Origin of the sequence: Campylobacter concisus, from assembly GCF_002165785.1 — a bacterium.
In the GTDB taxonomy this organism is placed as follows: domain Bacteria; phylum Campylobacterota; class Campylobacteria; order Campylobacterales; family Campylobacteraceae; genus Campylobacter_A; species Campylobacter_A concisus_W.
The window spans coordinates 31,445-49,692 of record NZ_NDYO01000007.1; the positions used below are offsets into that span (position 1 = coordinate 31,445).

General features: G+C 37.7%; 16 protein-coding genes, 1 tRNA gene and 1 pseudogene. 3 read left to right on the top strand and 15 right to left on the bottom strand.

The features are described 5' to 3' along the window. Nucleotides 1–47 precede the first annotated feature (47 nt). The 15 genes and pseudogenes from B9N62_RS06455 to dnaG all read right to left on the bottom strand — a co-directional run bounded on the left by B9N62_RS06455 (nt 48) and on the right by dnaG (nt 16,077). Nucleotides 48–739, bottom strand: a pseudogene (locus B9N62_RS06455) (cell surface protein). A 12-nt stretch (nt 740–751) separates the two neighbouring features. Then, the gene (locus tag B9N62_RS06460) at nt 752–1,918 is read right to left on the bottom strand and encodes a Cj0814 family flagellar-dependent secreted protein (RefSeq protein ID WP_087584841.1); all 1,167 of its coding nucleotides are present in this window, start codon (nt 1,916–1,918) and stop codon (nt 752–754) included. Nucleotides 1,919–1,934: 16 nt separating this feature from the next. Then, complete coding sequence (locus B9N62_RS06465; protein WP_374188113.1) at nt 1,935–2,726, bottom strand: cell surface protein; 792 nt, start codon at nt 2,724–2,726, stop codon at nt 1,935–1,937. A gap of 12 nt (nt 2,727–2,738) precedes the next feature. Then, complete coding sequence (locus tag B9N62_RS06470) at nt 2,739–3,872, bottom strand: Cj0814 family flagellar-dependent secreted protein (RefSeq protein WP_087584842.1); 1,134 nt, start codon at nt 3,870–3,872, stop codon at nt 2,739–2,741. Nucleotides 3,873–3,963: 91 nt separating this feature from the next. Beyond that, nucleotides 3,964–4,662 (bottom strand): hypothetical protein, encoded by a 699-nt coding sequence (locus B9N62_RS10795; protein WP_257640207.1) that lies wholly within the window; start codon nt 4,660–4,662, stop codon nt 3,964–3,966. A 177-nt stretch (nt 4,663–4,839) separates the two neighbouring features. Further along, a complete protein-coding gene (locus tag B9N62_RS10800; protein ID WP_257640208.1) occupies nt 4,840–5,718 on the bottom strand; it encodes a hypothetical protein in 879 nt (292 codons plus the stop codon). A 106-nt stretch (nt 5,719–5,824) separates the two neighbouring features. After that, nucleotides 5,825–6,976 carry a Cj0814 family flagellar-dependent secreted protein gene (locus B9N62_RS06480; protein WP_087584843.1) on the bottom strand — a complete coding sequence of 384 codons (1,152 nt, stop codon included), beginning with the start codon at nt 6,974–6,976 and terminating at the stop codon, nt 5,825–5,827. 268 nt (nt 6,977–7,244) lie between these two features. Continuing rightward, nucleotides 7,245–7,321 (bottom strand) — tRNA-Met (locus B9N62_RS06485). A 105-nt stretch (nt 7,322–7,426) separates the two neighbouring features. Continuing rightward, a complete protein-coding gene (locus B9N62_RS06490; protein ID WP_087584844.1) occupies nt 7,427–8,416 on the bottom strand; it encodes an argininosuccinate synthase domain-containing protein in 990 nt (329 codons plus the stop codon). 59 nt (nt 8,417–8,475) lie between these two features. After that, nucleotides 8,476–9,699, bottom strand: a complete 1,224-nt coding sequence (gene pepT / locus B9N62_RS06495) for a peptidase T (protein WP_087584845.1) — start codon at nt 9,697–9,699, stop codon at nt 8,476–8,478. An 11-nt stretch (nt 9,700–9,710) separates the two neighbouring features. Then, the gene (gene dcuC / locus B9N62_RS06500; protein ID WP_087584846.1) at nt 9,711–11,021 is read right to left on the bottom strand and encodes a C4-dicarboxylate transporter DcuC; all 1,311 of its coding nucleotides are present in this window, start codon (nt 11,019–11,021) and stop codon (nt 9,711–9,713) included. 14 nt (nt 11,022–11,035) lie between these two features. Continuing rightward, entirely contained in the window at nt 11,036–11,734 is a 699-nt protein-coding gene (pepE, locus tag B9N62_RS06505) for a dipeptidase PepE (protein ID WP_087584847.1), read from the bottom strand. Next, nucleotides 11,731–13,050 carry an amidohydrolase gene (locus B9N62_RS06510; RefSeq protein ID WP_087584848.1) on the bottom strand — a complete coding sequence of 440 codons (1,320 nt, stop codon included), beginning with the start codon at nt 13,048–13,050 and terminating at the stop codon, nt 11,731–11,733. Before B9N62_RS06510 ends, pepE begins: the two co-directional genes overlap by 4 nt. 10 nt (nt 13,051–13,060) lie before the next feature. Then, nucleotides 13,061–14,296 (bottom strand): M20 family metallo-hydrolase, encoded by a 1,236-nt coding sequence (locus B9N62_RS06515; RefSeq protein WP_087584849.1) that lies wholly within the window; start codon nt 14,294–14,296, stop codon nt 13,061–13,063. 104 nt (nt 14,297–14,400) lie between these two features. Then, nucleotides 14,401–16,077 (bottom strand): DNA primase, encoded by a 1,677-nt coding sequence (gene dnaG / locus B9N62_RS06520; RefSeq protein ID WP_087584850.1) that lies wholly within the window; start codon nt 16,075–16,077, stop codon nt 14,401–14,403. Between the two features lie 55 nt (nt 16,078–16,132). Here dnaG and B9N62_RS06525 point away from each other — a divergent pair, with 55 nt between their 5' ends. Genes B9N62_RS06525 through rnc form a run of 3 tightly spaced genes read left to right on the top strand, consistent with a single transcriptional unit; the run spans nt 16,133 to nt 18,244 of the window. After that, nucleotides 16,133–17,164 carry a tetratricopeptide repeat protein gene (locus B9N62_RS06525; RefSeq protein ID WP_257640209.1) on the top strand — a complete coding sequence of 344 codons (1,032 nt, stop codon included), beginning with the start codon at nt 16,133–16,135 and terminating at the stop codon, nt 17,162–17,164. Then, nucleotides 17,142–17,576 (top strand): ribonuclease HI, encoded by a 435-nt coding sequence (rnhA, locus tag B9N62_RS06530; protein ID WP_087584852.1) that lies wholly within the window; start codon nt 17,142–17,144, stop codon nt 17,574–17,576. Before B9N62_RS06525 ends, rnhA begins: the two co-directional genes overlap by 23 nt. Next, the gene (gene rnc / locus B9N62_RS06535; RefSeq protein WP_087584853.1) at nt 17,573–18,244 is read left to right on the top strand and encodes a ribonuclease III; all 672 of its coding nucleotides are present in this window, start codon (nt 17,573–17,575) and stop codon (nt 18,242–18,244) included. The genes rnhA and rnc overlap by 4 nt, the downstream gene beginning before the upstream one ends. Nucleotides 18,245–18,248 lie beyond the last annotated feature (4 nt).

Below are 18,248 nucleotides of genomic sequence, written 5' to 3' on the forward strand. Positions count from 1 at the left end.
GTCATCCTATGACAAGATAGAGGATTATCCTCATTCTGTTTTATTCATCAAACCATCTTATTTAAAATTTGCTTCTTATCTATCTTTTGCATAAGCTCTAAGACGTCTATGCCTCTTTTTTCTTTGAAATTTAAAAGCTCTCTTGCATAGAATCCTTGTTTATATCATAGGTCTCATACTTCTTCTTAACCTGCATAGGTTTAAATTTCTTCTCATTTTGCTCTTTGGCAAAATTTGCATTGTATTCTTGTTCTTCTTTGTGTAGTTTAGTTAGAAATTCTTTATGCTCTTTCGTAGTTTTTTCTACATCTTCTCTATAAAGCTTTTTAAACTCTTCTATACTTAGATCAGCTCTAACAAACAAAGCAGCACCATCATTACTCATCATTGTGTCTTCAGAAAATGATTTTACAAAAGCTTCTAGTTCCGCCTCTTGTTCTGCTGTGCCAAGACCAACCATTTTACCAACTATCGTTGGTTTGCCGTCTATAGAGTTTGTAAGCAACCAGTCCATGTAATCTTGGAGTTCGCGAACTCTAAATTCTTCCATGTTTTCTGGCTCTCTTTTTGCTGATAGAGCTCGTCTTTCTTGAATGGTGTAATTAGATAGCATATTATCAATTCGATTTATAGTATCTGCTATCCAGCCCTCTTTACTTTTGTCTATATCTATAAATTCTTTTATAGTTTCGCTCCAGGGTTTAAAAAGATTCTTTGATCCGTTTATGCTAGTTATCATTTTAACTCCCCCTTACGCCTTTATATCAACATCTCTTTTTATACCAAGCATATCTACTAGATATTTTCCAGCTGGGTTTTCATTTAGCTCTTTTACTAAATTTAAAGGTGGCATACTAAATTTTAAAAAGCTATCCATAAAGTCTTTGCTCTTTTTGCCATCTTTATCTATCTCACCAAAGAGTAGCTTTAGCATTTTTAGATTATGCTCCATCATCTTTTTAAATGAGAGTTCGTCTTCTTCATCTGAATACTTACCAACAAACCCAGTCGTTAGATCTACATAGACAAGGTCTCTTTTATACTTAACATACTCTTGCATGTATTCAGGCATACCAGCTAGATCAGAGTCGCTTGCTTTGTTGAAATTTGCTCCAAATTTCATCTCACCCATAAGCTCAAATAGCTCAAATGCCCTACTAAATTCTTTACTATCTACGCTCTTATCAAAGCCTTGCTTCTTTCCAAAAACGGTGGTTTCACCTTCTTTGACGTCAAGGTTGCTATTTATGACGGCTGCTAAAAGCCCGCCTCTAGTTATAGAGCCATCTTTATTAGTGTATTTCTCTCCATGCGGATCGATAAAAACACCACTGCCTACACTCTCTTTGCCGCCATTGTTATTGTTAAAGATATCTGTTGTTGGCTTTAGTGGCTGCCTGCCATCTCCACCATTAAAGCTTGGGTTGAAAAAAAGCGTGCTTATCATCTGCTTATTTGACTCTTTGCCGTTAAAATCAGCCGCAGCCGAGCCAAATTCATGAATGGAGTTATGGATTTTAGTTACTTGCATACTTTGGCGGTTATAAGAAAAGCCTTGAGGGAAATTTCTTATCTCGTCTAAGCTAAAGCTATCCTTTGAATTTAATGTATCTTCGCCAACTACTTGTGAGAGGATTTTGTAGGCATTGCCAGCAGTCTTTGCTATATCTATGCTTTTAAAGGTGCGACTAAAAAACGATGTCCCCTCTGCAACATTTACTAACGACTCCAGCGTGCTTGAGTGAATTTTATAATCACTTGGGATGCCAGCTTGTTTATTAAACTCATCTGTAAAGTAGCCATCCTTATCTACCTTGTAGCCTAAAACCTCTGAGCTGGTTTGGTTGGTAGAAACTTTGGTTGATACCTTTATGTTCTGCTCTAAATTTAAGTGGTAGCTACCAAGTGTGTTTATCATCTTAGATCCTTTAAATTTAAACCATCTTATTTAAAATTTGCTTCTTATCTATCTTTTGCATAAGCTCTAAGACATCTATGCCTCTTTTTTCTTTGAAATTTAAAAGCTCTCTTGCGTAGAGAAATTTTTGATCCTTGTTTATATCATAGGTCTCATACTTCTTTTTAACCTGCATAGGTTTAAATGTCTTCTCATTTTGCTCTTTAGCAAAATTTGCATTGTATTCTTGCTCTTCCTTAATTATCTGCTTTCTTTGTTCTTCAACATCCTTTGTTGCTTTTTCTCTTGCTTTGGCAAATAAAGTCTTAAACTCTTCTATGCTTAGATCAGTTCTACTTAAAAGACTAAGAGACTCCTTGTTATTATTTGGATAAAGAGAAGACATACTGTCCATAAATGCTCTTAGATCGGCCTCTTCTTCTTTTGTACCAAGACCTATCATCTTACCTTCTATTGTTGGTTTGCCGTCTATAGAGTTATCCCTCAGAAAATCCATATAGCCTTGAAGTTCCCAATCTATCGCTTTTTCTATGGTTTCTGGATATTTTCCGTATAGAGCTCTTCGCTCTTCTGGGGTGTATTTGTTTGATAGCATACTATCTATTTTATCTATGGTTTTTGTTATCCAGTCTTCCGTTCCTTCTTCTATACCGATTATCTTATCTAGTCCAACACCAAATGGTCCTTGCATATAAGCATCAACTTTAGCTTTCTCATCTTCTGCAGATAAATTTTTATTGCCATGAGCTATGTAGTCATCTAAAATTTCTTTATATTGCATCGATCCATTATAGGTAGTAATAAACATTTCAACTCCCCTTTATGCCTTTATATCAACATCTCTTTTTATACCAAGCATATCTACTAGATATTTTCCAGCTGGGTTTTCATTTAGCTCTTTTACTAAATTTAAAGGTGGCATACTAAATTTTAAAAAGCTATCCATAAAGTCTTTGCTCTTTTTGCCATCTTTATCTATCTCACCAAAGAGTAGCTTTAGCATTTTTAGATTATGCTCCATCATCTTTTTAAATGAGAGTTCGTCTTCTTGGTCGCTAAATTTATCAAGGCTTTGTCTGTGTCTCACATAATCTTGCATATAATCAGGCAGCATAGAGACAGCACCATCATCTGCTTTTGAGAAATTTACCCCATAAGCCATTTGCCACATAGCGTTAAAGGCGTTAAATGACCTTTGAAATTCCTTTGTGTTGATGTTTTTATCATAGCCGCCATATTTTCCTATCGCAGTGGTTTCGCCCTCGTATATGTCTAGGTTGTGATTTAGCACACCAGCTATGAGACCGCCTTTGGTTATAGATCCATCTTTGTTAGTGTATTTCTCTCCGTGTGGATCCATAAATATACCAATGACTGTGTTTTCTTTACCGCCATTTGCGTTGTTAAAGATGTATGTTACGTTTTTTGGATGTATCTGCTTGTCTGGTCCGATAGATAAAGAGCCATTATAAAAGAGCGTGCTTATGGTCTTTGTTGGTGTATGCACAAAGCTATCTTCTACCGCAGAATACTCACTAGCACTAGCATATCTTTTATCTACTTGCAGACTTTGACGATCATAAGAAAAACCTTGAGGGAAATTTCTTATATCTTCTGCGCTAAAGCTTTCCTTTGAGCTTAGTGTATCTTCGCCAACCACTTGAGCTAGCAGCCTATAAGCGTTGCCAACTGTTTTAGCTATATCGATACTTTTAAAATTCTTGATGTCTGGGTCTATTATGTCGTTTGATCTGACTAACGACTCCAGTGTACTTGAGTGAATTTTATAATCAATTGGTATGCCAGCTTGCTTGTTAAACTCATCTGTAAAATAACCATCCTTATCTACCTTGTAGCCTAAAACCTCTGAGCTGGTTTGGTTGGTGGCAACTTTGGTTGATACCTTTATGCTCTGTTCTAAATTTAAGGGGTAGCTACCAAGTGCGTTTATCATCTAATATCCTTTTAGCTTCATGCTAAAGATATCGTCTTTTTTGTAAAAAGATTTATTTTGCAAAGGGTTTTTAGTCTGCATAAATTTACTCCTAAACTCTCGCATCTATCTTTTTATAAAGCCTATCTTTACTAGATAGTTCTTTAAAGTTTAGGTCATTTTCAAGATAGGTGATGTTGTAAATTTCTTTGGTGGTGATGCTTTTGCCGTTTTCAAGTCCGATCAGAAATTTGCTTGTAAATTTATCAGAGAGGTTTTTAACCAGCTTTGCTCCAAGCTCTTTTAGGCTAGATATCTTCTCATCTTGCTTTATGCCTATATCTTTAAAGTCAAGTCTATTTAGCTCTACATCATTCATGCTCTTAGCATCTAAATTTATACTTGCTCTTTTGCTATCCTTGTCATCTTTGCTGATTAGCTTGCCAGTGTCGCTATAAATTTCTTTTACCTCTAGCTCTCTTCCGCTATCAAATTTAAGCGTGATCGTGCCATTTTTGTTTAGCTTCATAGCTATTACGCTGTCTGTGTCCTTTAGCGCAGCTGCTGCCTTGCTAGTATCACTCTCAAAAGCATGCTTTGCTCTTTCTAAATTTTCTAGGCTAAACTCCAGTCCAGTCGCTTTTTCAAACTCACTCTCCATAGCGATTATATAAGATGACTTTGTGACTTTTAGCTTTGAGATGAGATCATCTGCGTCTTCTACATCATTTTCTTTTAAATTTTTGCTTATCCACTCTACGTCTTTGCTGTGAGCGCTAGACTCTTTTTGGTAGTCGTTATAAAATTTCATAAAGCTATCTTTTTGATAGCCTGCGTATGAAAAGCTCTCATCTTGTTTAGGCCCAGAAGGCTTTATGATAGGGTTAAACTCGCTAAGCTTTTTCTTGCCGTCAAAGCCAACTTTCTCATAGGCAAAGTTATTTAAGCCGCTCTCTTCGTTAAATATCTTATTATCCCTAAGATCTACTCAGCCGTCTTTGTCTGCATGGTCTTTGAAAAATTTATTAGTCTCTTCTTTGTCTATCTTTTGGTAGCGATATTCGGCTGAAAATAGAGTATAAGGGTTTGAGTTATTTAAACTAACTCTGTAATCAACCGTGTTTTTGCTAGCAAAGTCCATAGCCTCATGGCTTAAATTTCTAATATCTTTTTTGATAAAGTCGTTAAGGTTTATCTCGCTTACAACTTCGCTTAGTTTGAAAATTTTCTCATTTCCGTCTTTATCGTAGCCTCTAACTTTTAGCTTATCAAAGTATTTATCACCAGAATTTATCACTCCGTCCTTGTTGCTATCAAAGTTAAATAAAAATCCATTTGCATCTAGCTTGCCTATGCCTAGTTTGTCATTATCGTTATAAAGATCCAAAAAGACCTCTACATCACCCAGTGAAGTTTTTATCGTTTTTTCATAGGCGTAGTCATTTAAATTTGTAAATTTAGTATCTGCTGCCGCAATGGGCTTAATGGGAGTTTTTGAATTTATAGATGAAAAATAGGTGCTAGTTTGATCCACTTTCCTTAGTGCTGAGGCATCTTCGCCAAAGAGATATTTGTTTTCAAAGTCCTTTTTGTCCCAGTTTCTCCGCTGGATATCCACGTAAGAAAAAGCATCGTTTGTTCCGTTGTCTGCTTTAGCATACTCTGACTTCACGCCACTGGTGCCTGCACTTTGGATGATAGAGTAGGTGCTATTTGAGATGAGCTTAGTAGCGATGTCTTTAAGCTCAGACTTTAAATTTATGTTGTCTAAAGTTTGCACTCTATCTACGCCAAGAAGGACCCTTGAATAGATCATATCTTTGGGTAGATTTATATTTATTGGCTCTAAATTTGGTGATATCGTCATTTTAAATCCTTTTAAAATATATAGCTTATATCGGCAAATATAAAAAATGTTTAGTAGTATAGGAGCTAAAAGGGCTTAGAGCGAATGCCTTCTATGTTATATATTTTTATAGCTCTCTTACTTTCGTCCTCTCATCAAATTCTTTTAAAACATCCATTATCTTACTTGCTAGTCCCTCAAGCGTTTGATATTTTTTAAGCTCTAAATTTCTAAGCTTTAAAATCCTGGCTAGTATATCTTTTAGATCTTTCTTGCCAGATAGTATCTCATCATAATAAGCCTTTGGTATGCCTATCTCGCTTCTATCTTGCTTTGTAAGTATGAGTTTGTCTCTATATACATTGCGAGCCTCATCAGTAATCCTTGTTGTGCCACCTTGCAGCACAAGACCTTGCTCGTTTTTCAAAAATGCCACAAAGATTTGCTCCTTAGTATAGCCTTGTTCATTGTCATATACAGACATATCAGGCTTGAAGTCATATCCAGCGCTACTAACCCACATATAAGGGATAGTATGCTCAGTTGTCATCACTTCTGGAGAAAAGTCAAGGAAATTTCCATTGACTTCTACATTTATATCGCTTAGATCATCCCACAGCCTATGTGCATCTTCTGCGTCTTGGGCTGTCCTAAAGATATGAGTTACCTTCTCATTGCTCCTATCGGTTAGTCCATCTAGCTCATCGCTAGTCATCCTACCCATTAGGTATTCGTAATGCTCTATTTTTTTATCTTTTGAAAAGTAGCCCTTTGGCATCTTTGCTAGATCTTCATTCGAGTAAAACTCTTTACCCTTACTGATCACTCCAGCTGAAATTTGATCAAAAATTTTATAGTATTGCTTTATAGTATCTGCTAGATCGATATTTGCAAAACTATCCTCTCCAAAGAGTTGGTTATCTTTCTTTGTTTCCATTGAAAAATTTATACTATTTGGGTGCTTTTGATTGTGTAGCACTATCGCATCAAGTGTGCTTTTGTGGATTTTAAAGTCCTGCGGTAAGCCTGCAGCTTTGTTAAAATCAGCTCCCATAAATCCTTTAGCATCTACACTATATCCGTAACCCTCTTGTGAAGTAAATTTAGCCTGATAAAGAGAGTCGATACTACTAGATGAAACAAAGTCATTCTTGGGAGTAGTGGTTTGGCTGATCGAATTTATATTTGTAGTGTTAGGTAAGAAATTTGCAAAACCTTCGCTTTTTGTATGTTTTTGGTAGTGCTGTTTTGTTAAGATGGAGTTATAAGAGATTTTCATAGCTTACTCCTTGAATTTAGCTTCAAAGAGTAAGCAAAAGTTGTGCCGAAAATTTAAGAGTGAGATAAATTTAAGTTTGTTCACTTTGAGATAAAAATTTTATCTATCAGTAAAAATAAAAGCAAATTTATAGAAATCATCTTGTAAAATAAATCTATCCTGAAAAAATGTACCACTTTTTATAAAAACTGTACCATACTTTTAGGAAATTTTAAAGAAAGGGAAACTGCAAAAAGGGCAGTTAAAGTATCGATAAGTAGGACATCTATGGTGTCACGGGGGAGACTTGAACTCCCGACCTCCGGCTTATGAGACCAGCGCTCTAACCAGCTGAGCTACCGTGACACTTTAAAATAAGTTTCGGATTATATAATTTTTAAACTTATTTGTAGATAAAAACCATCTTTATCTACAAACACAAAGTAAAAGCACCAAGAATCGACAAAACGTCTATTTTACGAAATAATTTTGAGCTAGAGATTTATCCTCAGGTGTAATACTAAATTTCTCGCTATCGATGCTAACTTCAAATTTATTTTCTCTACTTGCTTTCGTATAAGCAAGTGCAAGTTTAGCAGCAAGCTTTTTATCAGCAATGCTAGCATTTTTACTTATAAAACTAACGGCTCCTACGATGTCATCACTCTCTTTAAATTTTACTTGATCAAATTTATCGTTTGGATGTGCTAAAAGTGCGTTATTATCGCTTTCGTCACGACCTATTATCATTTTTGCACCATCTGGCAAGCGCAGATGCCTACCAAGCTTTAGCCACGTCACATCGATATCTCGCATCTCTTTATCAAAATTTAGGTAATCCTTTATCTTCACAGCAAAGCTCTCGATCGTTAGCAAACATCCACCTCCAGGCGTTGCAAAGTCCTCAAAGCCAATTTCCTTTGCCAAAGCAAGCTGCGGCTTTCTATCGCGCCCGCTTATATCAAGCAGCTTCTCTCTATCAACCCAGCCCTCGCGCTCTGGCTTAGTTGGTGGCAAGAGCTTAGCGCACATCGGACGAAGCACCAGATCATCCTCGTCATCAGCTAGGCGCTTAACCTGAAAGAGTGCATCTCTTCGCTGACTCATCGGTCTTTGACCCAAAACTTCGCCCGTGATGATGAAATTTGCATTTTCACTTTTTAGCATATTAAGAGCTGTTTTAAACATATAACCATGGCAGTCGATGCATGGATTAAACTGCTTGCCGTAGCCGTACTTTGGGTTAAAAAGCACGTCACGAAGATACTCATTTCTCATATCAACCACTTTTAAGCTAGCTCCAGCCAAAGCGGCACGGCGTCTTAAAATTTCATGTTTTTCTTCATCTACGCCAAATCCGGTATCCATATAAAGTGCGACCACTTCGATGTTTTGATCGCTTATTAATTTAATTGAGAGCATGCTATCAAGCCCTCCGCTAAACAAAGCTAAAGCCTTCATTTTTATCCTGAAAGTAAAATTTAAAGCCTAAATTTACTAAATCTAGGCTTTTATGAAGTTTATTTAGTAGCGTTAATTACGATTTTTTTAATCACTTCGCTAGCGGCTTTTAGACTGCTAACTGGTAAATACTCGAAGACGGAGTGAAAGTTATTTGCCCCTGTGAATAAATTTAGAGTTGGTACACCTTTTGCAGATATCACAGCGCCGTCATATCCACCACGCATCGGCTTTATATTTGGCGTGATATTTAGCTCGCTAAAGGCATCTTTTGCTAGTTTTATCGGAAGTGAGTTTTCATCTTTTAAAAATTTAAAGACATTTTCATAGCGTGTTTTTAGCGTGATCTCACAACGCTCTCCATAAATTTTGTTAAATGAATTTGCCATATCGCTTAAAAACTCAAGCCTTTTTTGAAATTTCACCTCATCAAATTCTCTTATGTCGATCTTGAGCGTCGTTTTTGCGCTATTTCCGCTAAGCTCTTTTACCCAGAAATAGCCCTCCTTGCCCTCGGTACACTCTGGTACTTCGCCACCTGGCAAAAGCGAGATAAATTTATGCGCAAGAAGTAGCGAATTTACAAGCTTACCCTTTGCGTTCATCGGATGAGCCGAAACACCTTTAAAGACCATTGTGCAGTCAGCCGCGTTCCAGTTTTCATATATTAGCTCACCTATCTCGCAGCAGTCTAAGCAGTAACCAAAATCAGCTCCCAGCAAATTTACATCAAGTGCTTTTGCGCCAAGCAAGCCCTGCTCCTCATCAGGCACGAAGCAGATCACGATCTTGCCGTGCTTAATCTCAGAATTTTGCATAAAATAGCTAGCCATATTTACGATACTAGCGATTGCCGCCTTATCATCAGCTCCAAGTAAGCTAGTACCGTCAGTCACGACTATGTCATCACCAACGTACTTTTTAAGCTCTGGGTTGTCGCTAAATTTTAGATAAATTCCCTGCTCTTCGTTTAAGCAAATGTCGCCACCAGTGTATTTTACTATCTTGGCTTTAGTATCATTTTTTTGCTCACTACTTGTATCTAAATGCCCAAAGAAGGCGATACTTGGAGCATTTTCGCAGTTTTCAGGAATTTTTGCTATCAAGATAGCATTGTCTTGCAAAATTATATCTTTTATGCCTAGCGAGCCAAGCTCATCTTTTAAAAAAAGAGCCAGCTCGTACTCGGTTGGGTTAGAAGGCATGACACCTTTTAACCCATTTTCTTTATTTGTTGTGGTGTTAAATTTTGTGTAGTTTAAAAATCTCTCTACGATATCCATTTTTCATCCTTTTAGATGACAAAAAATGCAATCGCTACAACAGAGACAAACATACCTAAAAATGTTCTTTTAGCGATTTCAACTGGACTAACCATAGCAATGCCTGCACAAACGATAGCAGCACCGGCAATCGGAGAAGCCGATCTACCTAAAGCACCAGCAATAGCTGCAGCCATACCAAGCTTATCTTGTTCAAAGCCAAGTGCAGCGGCATTTGTTGTGACAGCTTCGTTAAATGCAAATGTAGCAGCGTCGCCTGAACCTGTAACTATACCCATGATAAATGGCACAAATGTTCCGCCAAATTTAACGTAACTTTGATCTGTTTTTAGCCATGCGATGACCACATCAACGGCTCCACATGCCTTTAAGCCAGCGACAAAGACACCAGCTGCGATGATGATACCCATAACATCGGCATAAGCGTGGCCCATTCCGTTAAAAAATTCTTTTGTGATCTTCTGCGGATTTGTAAGCGTAGCAAAGATAGCTATGATGGCACCTAGTATCATTGCCTCAGCAACGCCCATCTTTGTCCACGCAAGAAAGCTGTAGTCTTTTGCTAGGCTTGTTCCGCCAATAACCAAGATAACAAGTGGAACTAAAGGCATAATAGCGTAGATGAAATTTACTTTAAATAGCGGCTTCTCTTCGCTAGCAGCACTACTTTCAAGAGTAAAATTTGTATTTTTTTGATAGTCTTTAAGCAGTATCGCAACAATAACTAATGCGATCACTACGATAACAAGAGCAGTAAATGCACTTGGAATTTGTACTTTTATGACATCTTGAACTGTGTAGCCCTCAACCGTCTTTTTAACAAGATCAGCCACATAGACGTTGTGAGCCGATCCTGGGCTTAAAACTCCACCAAATGTCCCTGCAAAAACAGCAGCGCCAGCCATAGCTGGGCGGATACCTGAAGCCATTAGAAGCGGTATAAGTGTCGCACCAACAGCAGCGGAGCATCCTGCAGCTGAAGGGATAGCGATATTTATAAAATAAGTTAACACGGTTGTTGCGGGGATCAAAATAAAGCCTACATTTTTAAGTGGCTTTGTAAGAAGTGCGACAAGGTGTTTATCGCACATTGTGTATTTCATAACAAATGCAAAACCCATACTTGCACAAATCGCCTTTATAAGCCCTGCTTTAGTCATATAGTCAGTAAAAGCACTTAATGCTCCCATAGGTTTTAGTGCGATTATACAAAGCAGCAAACCAACGCCTATTAGCACCGTTCTTGTCTCTTTTTTTAAGACTAGAAGCGCTACAACAGCTGCGATACCAAGAATGGCAGCAATTAGCTTAAATGTTTCCATACCTCTCTCCTTGTTTAGATTTTAAATTTAGTTCCAACTTCTATTTTTTCTATCTCTTTTTGATACTCAAATTTTAAAATTTCACTGTGTCCTATGACCTGGGTCTCGCTACCCTCTATGAGCAAAGCCGTACCTTCAGGCAAAGCGTAGATAGTCTCTTTTGGATTAGCTATCAAAAATTCCTCCAACCTCTCCTCCCTACTCTCACCGTTATGACCTGCTAGCTTGCCACTTATGAAGTGCGGGTTTATTTGATGAGGAAAGATATTTAGACTATCAAATGACTTTGGCATGATGATAGGCATATCATTTGTCGTCATTATCGTCTTACCAGCGATGTTTGCACCAGCTGACCAGCCAAAGTATTTTGCACCATTTGCCACAGCTTCTTTTATAGGCTCAATCAAATTTAGCTTATAGAGCATGTGAAGTAGCATGAAGGTATTTCCGCCGCCAACTGCGATACTTTTTGCATTTTTGATAGCAGAAATTTTATCTTCATAGCAGTGGATAGATTTGATATTTTTATTATTTAGACACTCTATCACCTTTTGTTCATACTCGTCATTTGTACGTCTAACCCCAGCATAAGGGATAAATAGTATCTCCTCGTCCGCGTCACTTCCTAAAAATTCCTTAATCCAACCCTCGCAGTGTCTTAAGTAACCAGTATCTTTGTAGCTTGAAGCGCTGATTAGTAAAGCGTTTTTCATTTTTTTACTCCATTTAGTTTGTAAGCAGATCTTAGATAGACATCAACTCCGGCTACCAAACACTCCTCGTCAAAGTCAAATTTGTAGTTGTGATGGCCTGCTTTTAAATTTGTACCGATCATCATATATCCGCTCTTTGCGCCTTTGTCTTGCAAAGCTCTCATAAAGTGAGCAAAATCTTCACAAGCACCAAAGTCAAGCTCTTTTACGATCTTATCATCATCTATAAATGGACTCTCTTTAGCTGCTTCATAGAAAATTTCTGTTACCTCTTTATCGCTGTCAGCTCCGCTTGTGCCACCAGTCATTACGACTTTACTCTCTACGCCGTAAATTTGGCTAACGCCTTTAACGATATCCATGCATCTTTCATACATAAATTCGTTTAAATTTGTATCCTCACCTCTTGTTTCGCAAGCTAGATAGCCGTTTGGAGCAATGACGTTTCTGCCTTCACCTGCTTTTAAAACGCCTACGTTTATCCTAGTCACGCCTTTTGCATGTCTTGTGATGCCATGCATGCTTAACGCCATTTGAGATGCAGCTAAAAGTGCATTTGCGCCATCTTGCGGTGCTCCTGCTGCGTGAGCTGAACGACCTGTGATATGCACGTCAAATTTTGAAGTTGCAAGTAGCTTATTTGTTCCACAGATGATGCCTCTATTGGTTTTTGCTTGAAAGCCGATGTGTCCGCCTAATAGGTACTCTATACCATCAAGCACACCAGCAGCTTCCATAGCCACAGCTCCTCTTGTGCCCTCTTCTGCTGTTTGGAATATAAATTTAAATTTACCGTTAAACTCATCTAAATTTTCAGCTATAAGTTTTGCTACACCAAGACCTATCGATATATGACCATCATGCCCACAAGCATGCGTGATACCAGCGATATCTGCACCAAAGCCATCTTTAAAAGGTCTGTGATCCGCATCCTCGCTCTCTGTCACATCGACGCTATCAATGTCAAATCTAAATGCTGTAAATTTACCAGGCCTTTTCGTATCTATAAAGGCAGTTAGGCCAGTTAAGCCATCTTTCATATAAGGAAGATATTTTGCCTCTTCAGGACTTAGGAGTTTTTTGGCCCTTTCTATTGCTTTTTCGCATTGCTCTTTTGAGCCAAGTCCAAGCCTTGCATCGGCTTTAACGACTTTTTCACCAAGGCTTATTTCATAACCAAGATCGCTAAGCCTCTTTGCTAGCACAGCGGTTGTAAAAAATGTAAACCAGCCAGTCTCTGGATGTGAGTGAAAATACCTGCGATCCTTGATCAGCTCATCTTTTAAAGAAAGAGCCAAATTTGCTATCTTATCCATAGATTTCTCCTTATTCATTTGATAGTTTAATTAGTGCATTTGTTAAAATTTGTGTAGCTTTGAAAGCATCATCAAAATTTATAGCTTCTGCTATATTGTGACTGATGCCACCAATACAAGGTATAAAAAGCATGCCAACGCTACTTGCAAGTTTTGTTAGATTCATCGCATCGTGTCCAGCTCCGCTTGGCAAAGTAAGCGTTTTTATGCCAAGTTTAGCAGCCTCTTCGCCTAGTAAATTTATAGTATGTTCGCTTAGTTTTACTGGCTCGTCACTACTTAATTCTCTTATCTCATAACTAAAATTTAGCTCACTGCTTAGCTCTTTTATAAAATTTCTAAGCTCTAAATTTAGCTCTTCTAAGCTTACCTTATCAATATCTCTTAGATCAACTCCAAGCCTTGCCTCGCCTGGCACGACATTTAAAACGCCTGGTTTTGCATGTGCGTAACCAACAGTAGCCACAGCTGTTTTTTTATTTTTAGCAAATTTATTGGCTGCGATTATGATGTGTGAAGCAGCTAGCAGCGCGTCGCTACGCATATTCATCGGAGTTGCACCGCTGTGATCTGCCTTGCCATGAATAATAATTTCAAATCTTATAGGAGCGGCGATCCCACTTACTACGCCAACGCTTATGCCGCTTCGCTCAAGCACTGGGCCTTGTTCAATGTGAAGTTCTAAATATGAATGGAGTGAGTGTTCTTTTAAAATAGAATCATTTAAATTTTGTGGCTCAAGTCCAAATTTGCTCATCGCTTCAAAAAGCGAAATGCCATCTTCGTCTTTTAATTCATGAAGCCTTTGTAGACCAAGTTTACCACTTATTATCTTGCTGCCAATTGTCGCTGTCTTGAACCTACTTGACTCTTCACAGCAAAAATTTATGAGCCAAAGCGGACGCTTTAGCTTAATGCCAGCCTCTTTTATCGAGGTTAATGCTTCAAGTCCAGCCATAACGCCAAGCGTACCATCATAAAAGCCGCCATTTGGCACGCTATCTATGTGAGAGCCTACGCAAACTGGCTTCTCACCTTGATCACAGCCATCATCATAGACGGCAAAGATATTGCCAACATTGTCAATTTTAAGTTTAAAGCCATTTTCTTCTATTAAATTTATAAGAAAATTTCTAGCTTCCAAGTCTTCTTTGCTAAATGCAAGCCTTGTTAATCCTCCACCTTTTAATGCTCCAAATCTGCTTATAGCATTAAAATTAGCCTCAAATCTTTTAAAATTTATCATAATAAATCCTTAAAAATAAAACTAATCTTAAAAATATTTATTACCTTGAACATTTTACATTTAGTTTTATGATTTAAAGCTGAATAAGTGTTAAATTTTGAAATCTAATTTTTTTGTAGTTTGTTGTGTAAGCCTTTAATAATCTCTGAAATTTTTTGCATTATTTCGATTTTATTTGGCTTTTGTGATTTTCTAGTATCTTCGCGAAACTTCTCGTAGTATTTTAGCTTTAGCTTTAAAATGGCCTCTTTAAGACTATCTTCACTAGAAGCTACGTTTGAGCTTTCATCAACATAAATTTCTCTAACAAGCACCGCATTATCTTCAATATTTGGCAATAAAACAGCTTGAAAATAATCTTTATGGTGCAAGAAGAATTTCTCCTCAAGCTCGTTTAAAACAATAGCTTCGTAATTTTTATTTGCTAGCATGCTCTTTAAAACACTAAATTCTAAAATATCAGTTTTATCTTTTTTTTGAGCTGTTTGTTTATTTGTCGTTGCATTTGTAAAATTTTGATCTTGTCTATTTATATATCTTTGCCCATGAAGGCTAAAAGTATTTAGCTCTATTTTGAGCAAATTTGAGACCAGTAATTCGTAACTTTTTGCAATTATTGGCTTTAGAGAATTTGTAAATTCCACTATCTCTTCTAAACATTTTTGCTTTTGCACTGGGCGCGTAATATCATATTTTTTTACAATTTGCTCAATATAAAACTCGCCAAGCTCAGTCCCTGAGCCAAACATCTCTTTTAGCTCGTCGCTTCTACCTGCAAAGACCATATCCGCAGGGTCTGCACCATCTTTTATGATTACAACGCTTCCATCTATTTCGTTTTGAACCAAAAGACGAGATGACTTTATAGCGGCATTTATACCAGCCGAGTCACCATCAAAACAAAGCACAACACTTATCTCTCCTCTTTTTAAAAGTGGTAAGTGATTAGTCGTAAGCGCAGTCCCAAGCACGGCAACAGCGTTTGTAAAGCCAGCAAAGTGCAGCATGATAACATCCAAATATCCCTCTGTGATGATAATCTGCTTCTTTTCAAAAATGCTTTGTCTAGCTAAATGATAGCCGTAAAGCAGCTTTGACTTGTCAAAAACTATGCTTTGTGGAGAATTTACATATTTTGCAGGATGATCTGAGATCGTTCTACCGCCAAAGCCAACTAATTTTGCCGTGTGCGCATATATGGGAAATGTGATACGCTCAATAAAACTAGCATAAATTCCCTTCTCGTTTTGTTTTACTATGCCAACTTCAAGCGCCTCTTTTGGCTCGATATTTTCATTTTGTAAAAGCCTAATAGTACTAGCGCTCTCCCCTGCCCAGCCAAGCTCAAATTTCTCGATCATCGCGTCATTTATGCCACGAGAATAGATATATCTCACAGCGGCTTCATGCTTGAAAAATTCGCTCCTATAAAAGGCATTTGCCTTTTCCAAAATATGCTTATTTTCTTTTTGTGTTGGGGCTTTATCGCTTGTGTATTCGAGGCTAAAATTTACAAGGCTAGCTATTCTTTCGATAGCTTCTGGATAGGTTAATTTCTCATAATCCATTACAAATTTGATCGCATCTCCGCCGGCCTTGCAAGCAAAACAGTGAAAAATTTGCCTACTTTGACTTATGCTCATACTAGGATTTCTATCATCGTGAAATGGGCAGACACATTTGTAGTTTGCACCCATTTTTTTAACTGGTAAATAGTGCTCTATAATGTCAACGATATCGATTTGATTTTTGAGTTTTTCTATGGATTTTGGATCTATCATAAGCAAAATTATACAACCGCTTTGTTATAATTAAAGTAAAATTTTATTACAAAGTATGAGCGTGGATATTTTTTTCATTGGGCACAGAGATCCGATATTTAGCCTTATTATTTTATTTAGCATTATTTTGATGATAGCCGCATTAAGCTATGCTTGGGGTATCTTTTCAAGCAAAGATGAGAAAAAACGCATTGAAAAATTTATAAGAAAATTTGATAGCAAAGATGGCATAAGTAGCGAGCATAAACAGATGCTACAAAGCCCAGAGATAGACGCTCAAAGCCTTTGCATGCTAGGGCAAACTTTTGCTAAAAATGGTGATTTTGAAAAATCAATTAGTGTTTATCTCATCGCACTTGGCAAAGTTAGAGATAAAAATGAAAAAGAATTTATCCTAAACGAGCTTGGAGAGGTCTATTTTAAGGCTGGATTTTTGAAAAAAGCTAGCGAAGTCTTTGAAAAAGTGCTTGAACTAAGCCCAAGAAATGTGCTTGCGCTTCGCTTTTTAACGATGATAGATGAAAAACTGAAAAACTACAAAGAAGCCCTTTATGCGCTAAATTCTCTTGAAGAACTTGGTGTAAATGTAAAAGATCAAAAGGCCTATATAAAGGCGATCAGCACGCTTGATGATAGAAATTTAAGCTTTAACGAAAAGGTAGAAATTCTCTCGCACCTTAGCCAAAATTTTGAGCTTTTAAAACGCATGATCTTAGCCCTTTTCATAAGACACAATGAAAATTTAGAAAATTTAAAAGATTTTGCTCGTTTTGAAGATGTGATCGATCTGCTTTACAACCTAAAAACGCCTATAAATTTAAACGATCCAAAGTACAAATCACTCTTTTATGCAAAGGGCGATATAGATGAGCCATGTGAAATTTATGGCTTTGAGCTAAACGTCATCAAAAAACTAAAAGACGCTAAATTTGACGCGGCTGGGTTAAGCTTTAACTATGTTTGTAAAAGCTGCAAAAACTCATTTCCTATGCATTTTTACCGCTGTCCGGTCTGTCACGAGCTAGGAAGTGTAAAAATTTTATCCCACATCACAGAAAAAGCAAGTGAAGATAGTAACACTTTTTAGCGACGGCTCGTGCCTTGGAAACCCTGGAGCTGGCGGCTGGGCGTATATATTGAGATTTAACGAAGCGCAGAAAAAAGCAAGCGGAGGCGAGGCATTTACTACAAATAATCAAATGGAGCTAAAAGCTGCGATAATGGGGCTAAAAGCGTTAAAAGAGCCTTGTGAGGTGAGGCTATTTACCGATAGTTCATACGTGGTAAATAGCATAAATGAGTGGCTTGCAAACTGGCAAAAGAGAAATTTTAAAAACGTAAAAAATGTCGAGCTTTGGCAGGAGTATTTGAAAATTTCAAAGCCCCATAAGGTCATAGCAAGCTGGGTCAAAGGGCACGCTGGACACCCTGAAAATGAAGAGTGCGATCAGATGGCAAGAGATGAGGCACAAAAGATAAAAGATAAGAACGAAAGATGAAAAATTTAGAAGAATTTGAACATAATCTTGGATATAAATTTAAAAAAACAGAGCTTCTCGAGGAGGCGCTGACTCACAAGAGCACCAAGCAGGCGTTAAATAACGAAAGGCTCGAGTTTTTGGGCGATGCGGTGATGGATCTGCTTGTAGCTGAGTATCTTTTTAAAAAATTTAGCAAGATCGCAGAGGGCGACATGAGCAAGCTAAGAGCTGCGCTTGTCAATGAAAAAAGCTTTGCAAATATGGCAAGGCATCTAAAAATGGGTAAATTTTTAAGGCTAAGCACGGCTGAAGAAAACAACGGCGGCCGCGAGAAAGATAGCATCTTAAGTGACGCATTTGAGGCAGTGATGGGCGCTATCTACCTTGAGGCTGGACTTGATAAAGTGCGAGAAATTTCGATCGCTCTGCTTGAACTTTGCTATCCACAGATCGACTTTGCACACCTCGAAAAGGACTACAAAACCGCTCTTCAAGAGGTTACTCAGGCTAGTCTTGGTGTCATACCAATATACGAGCTCATCGGCACGTCAGGTCCTGATCATAAGAAAGAATTTGAGATAGCCTTGCTACTAAATGGCAAAGAAATTTCACGCGCCGTTGGCAGCTCTAAAAAGCAAGCCCAACAGCTCGCAGCAAAAATCGCACTAGAAAAAATCAAAAAATAGGAAA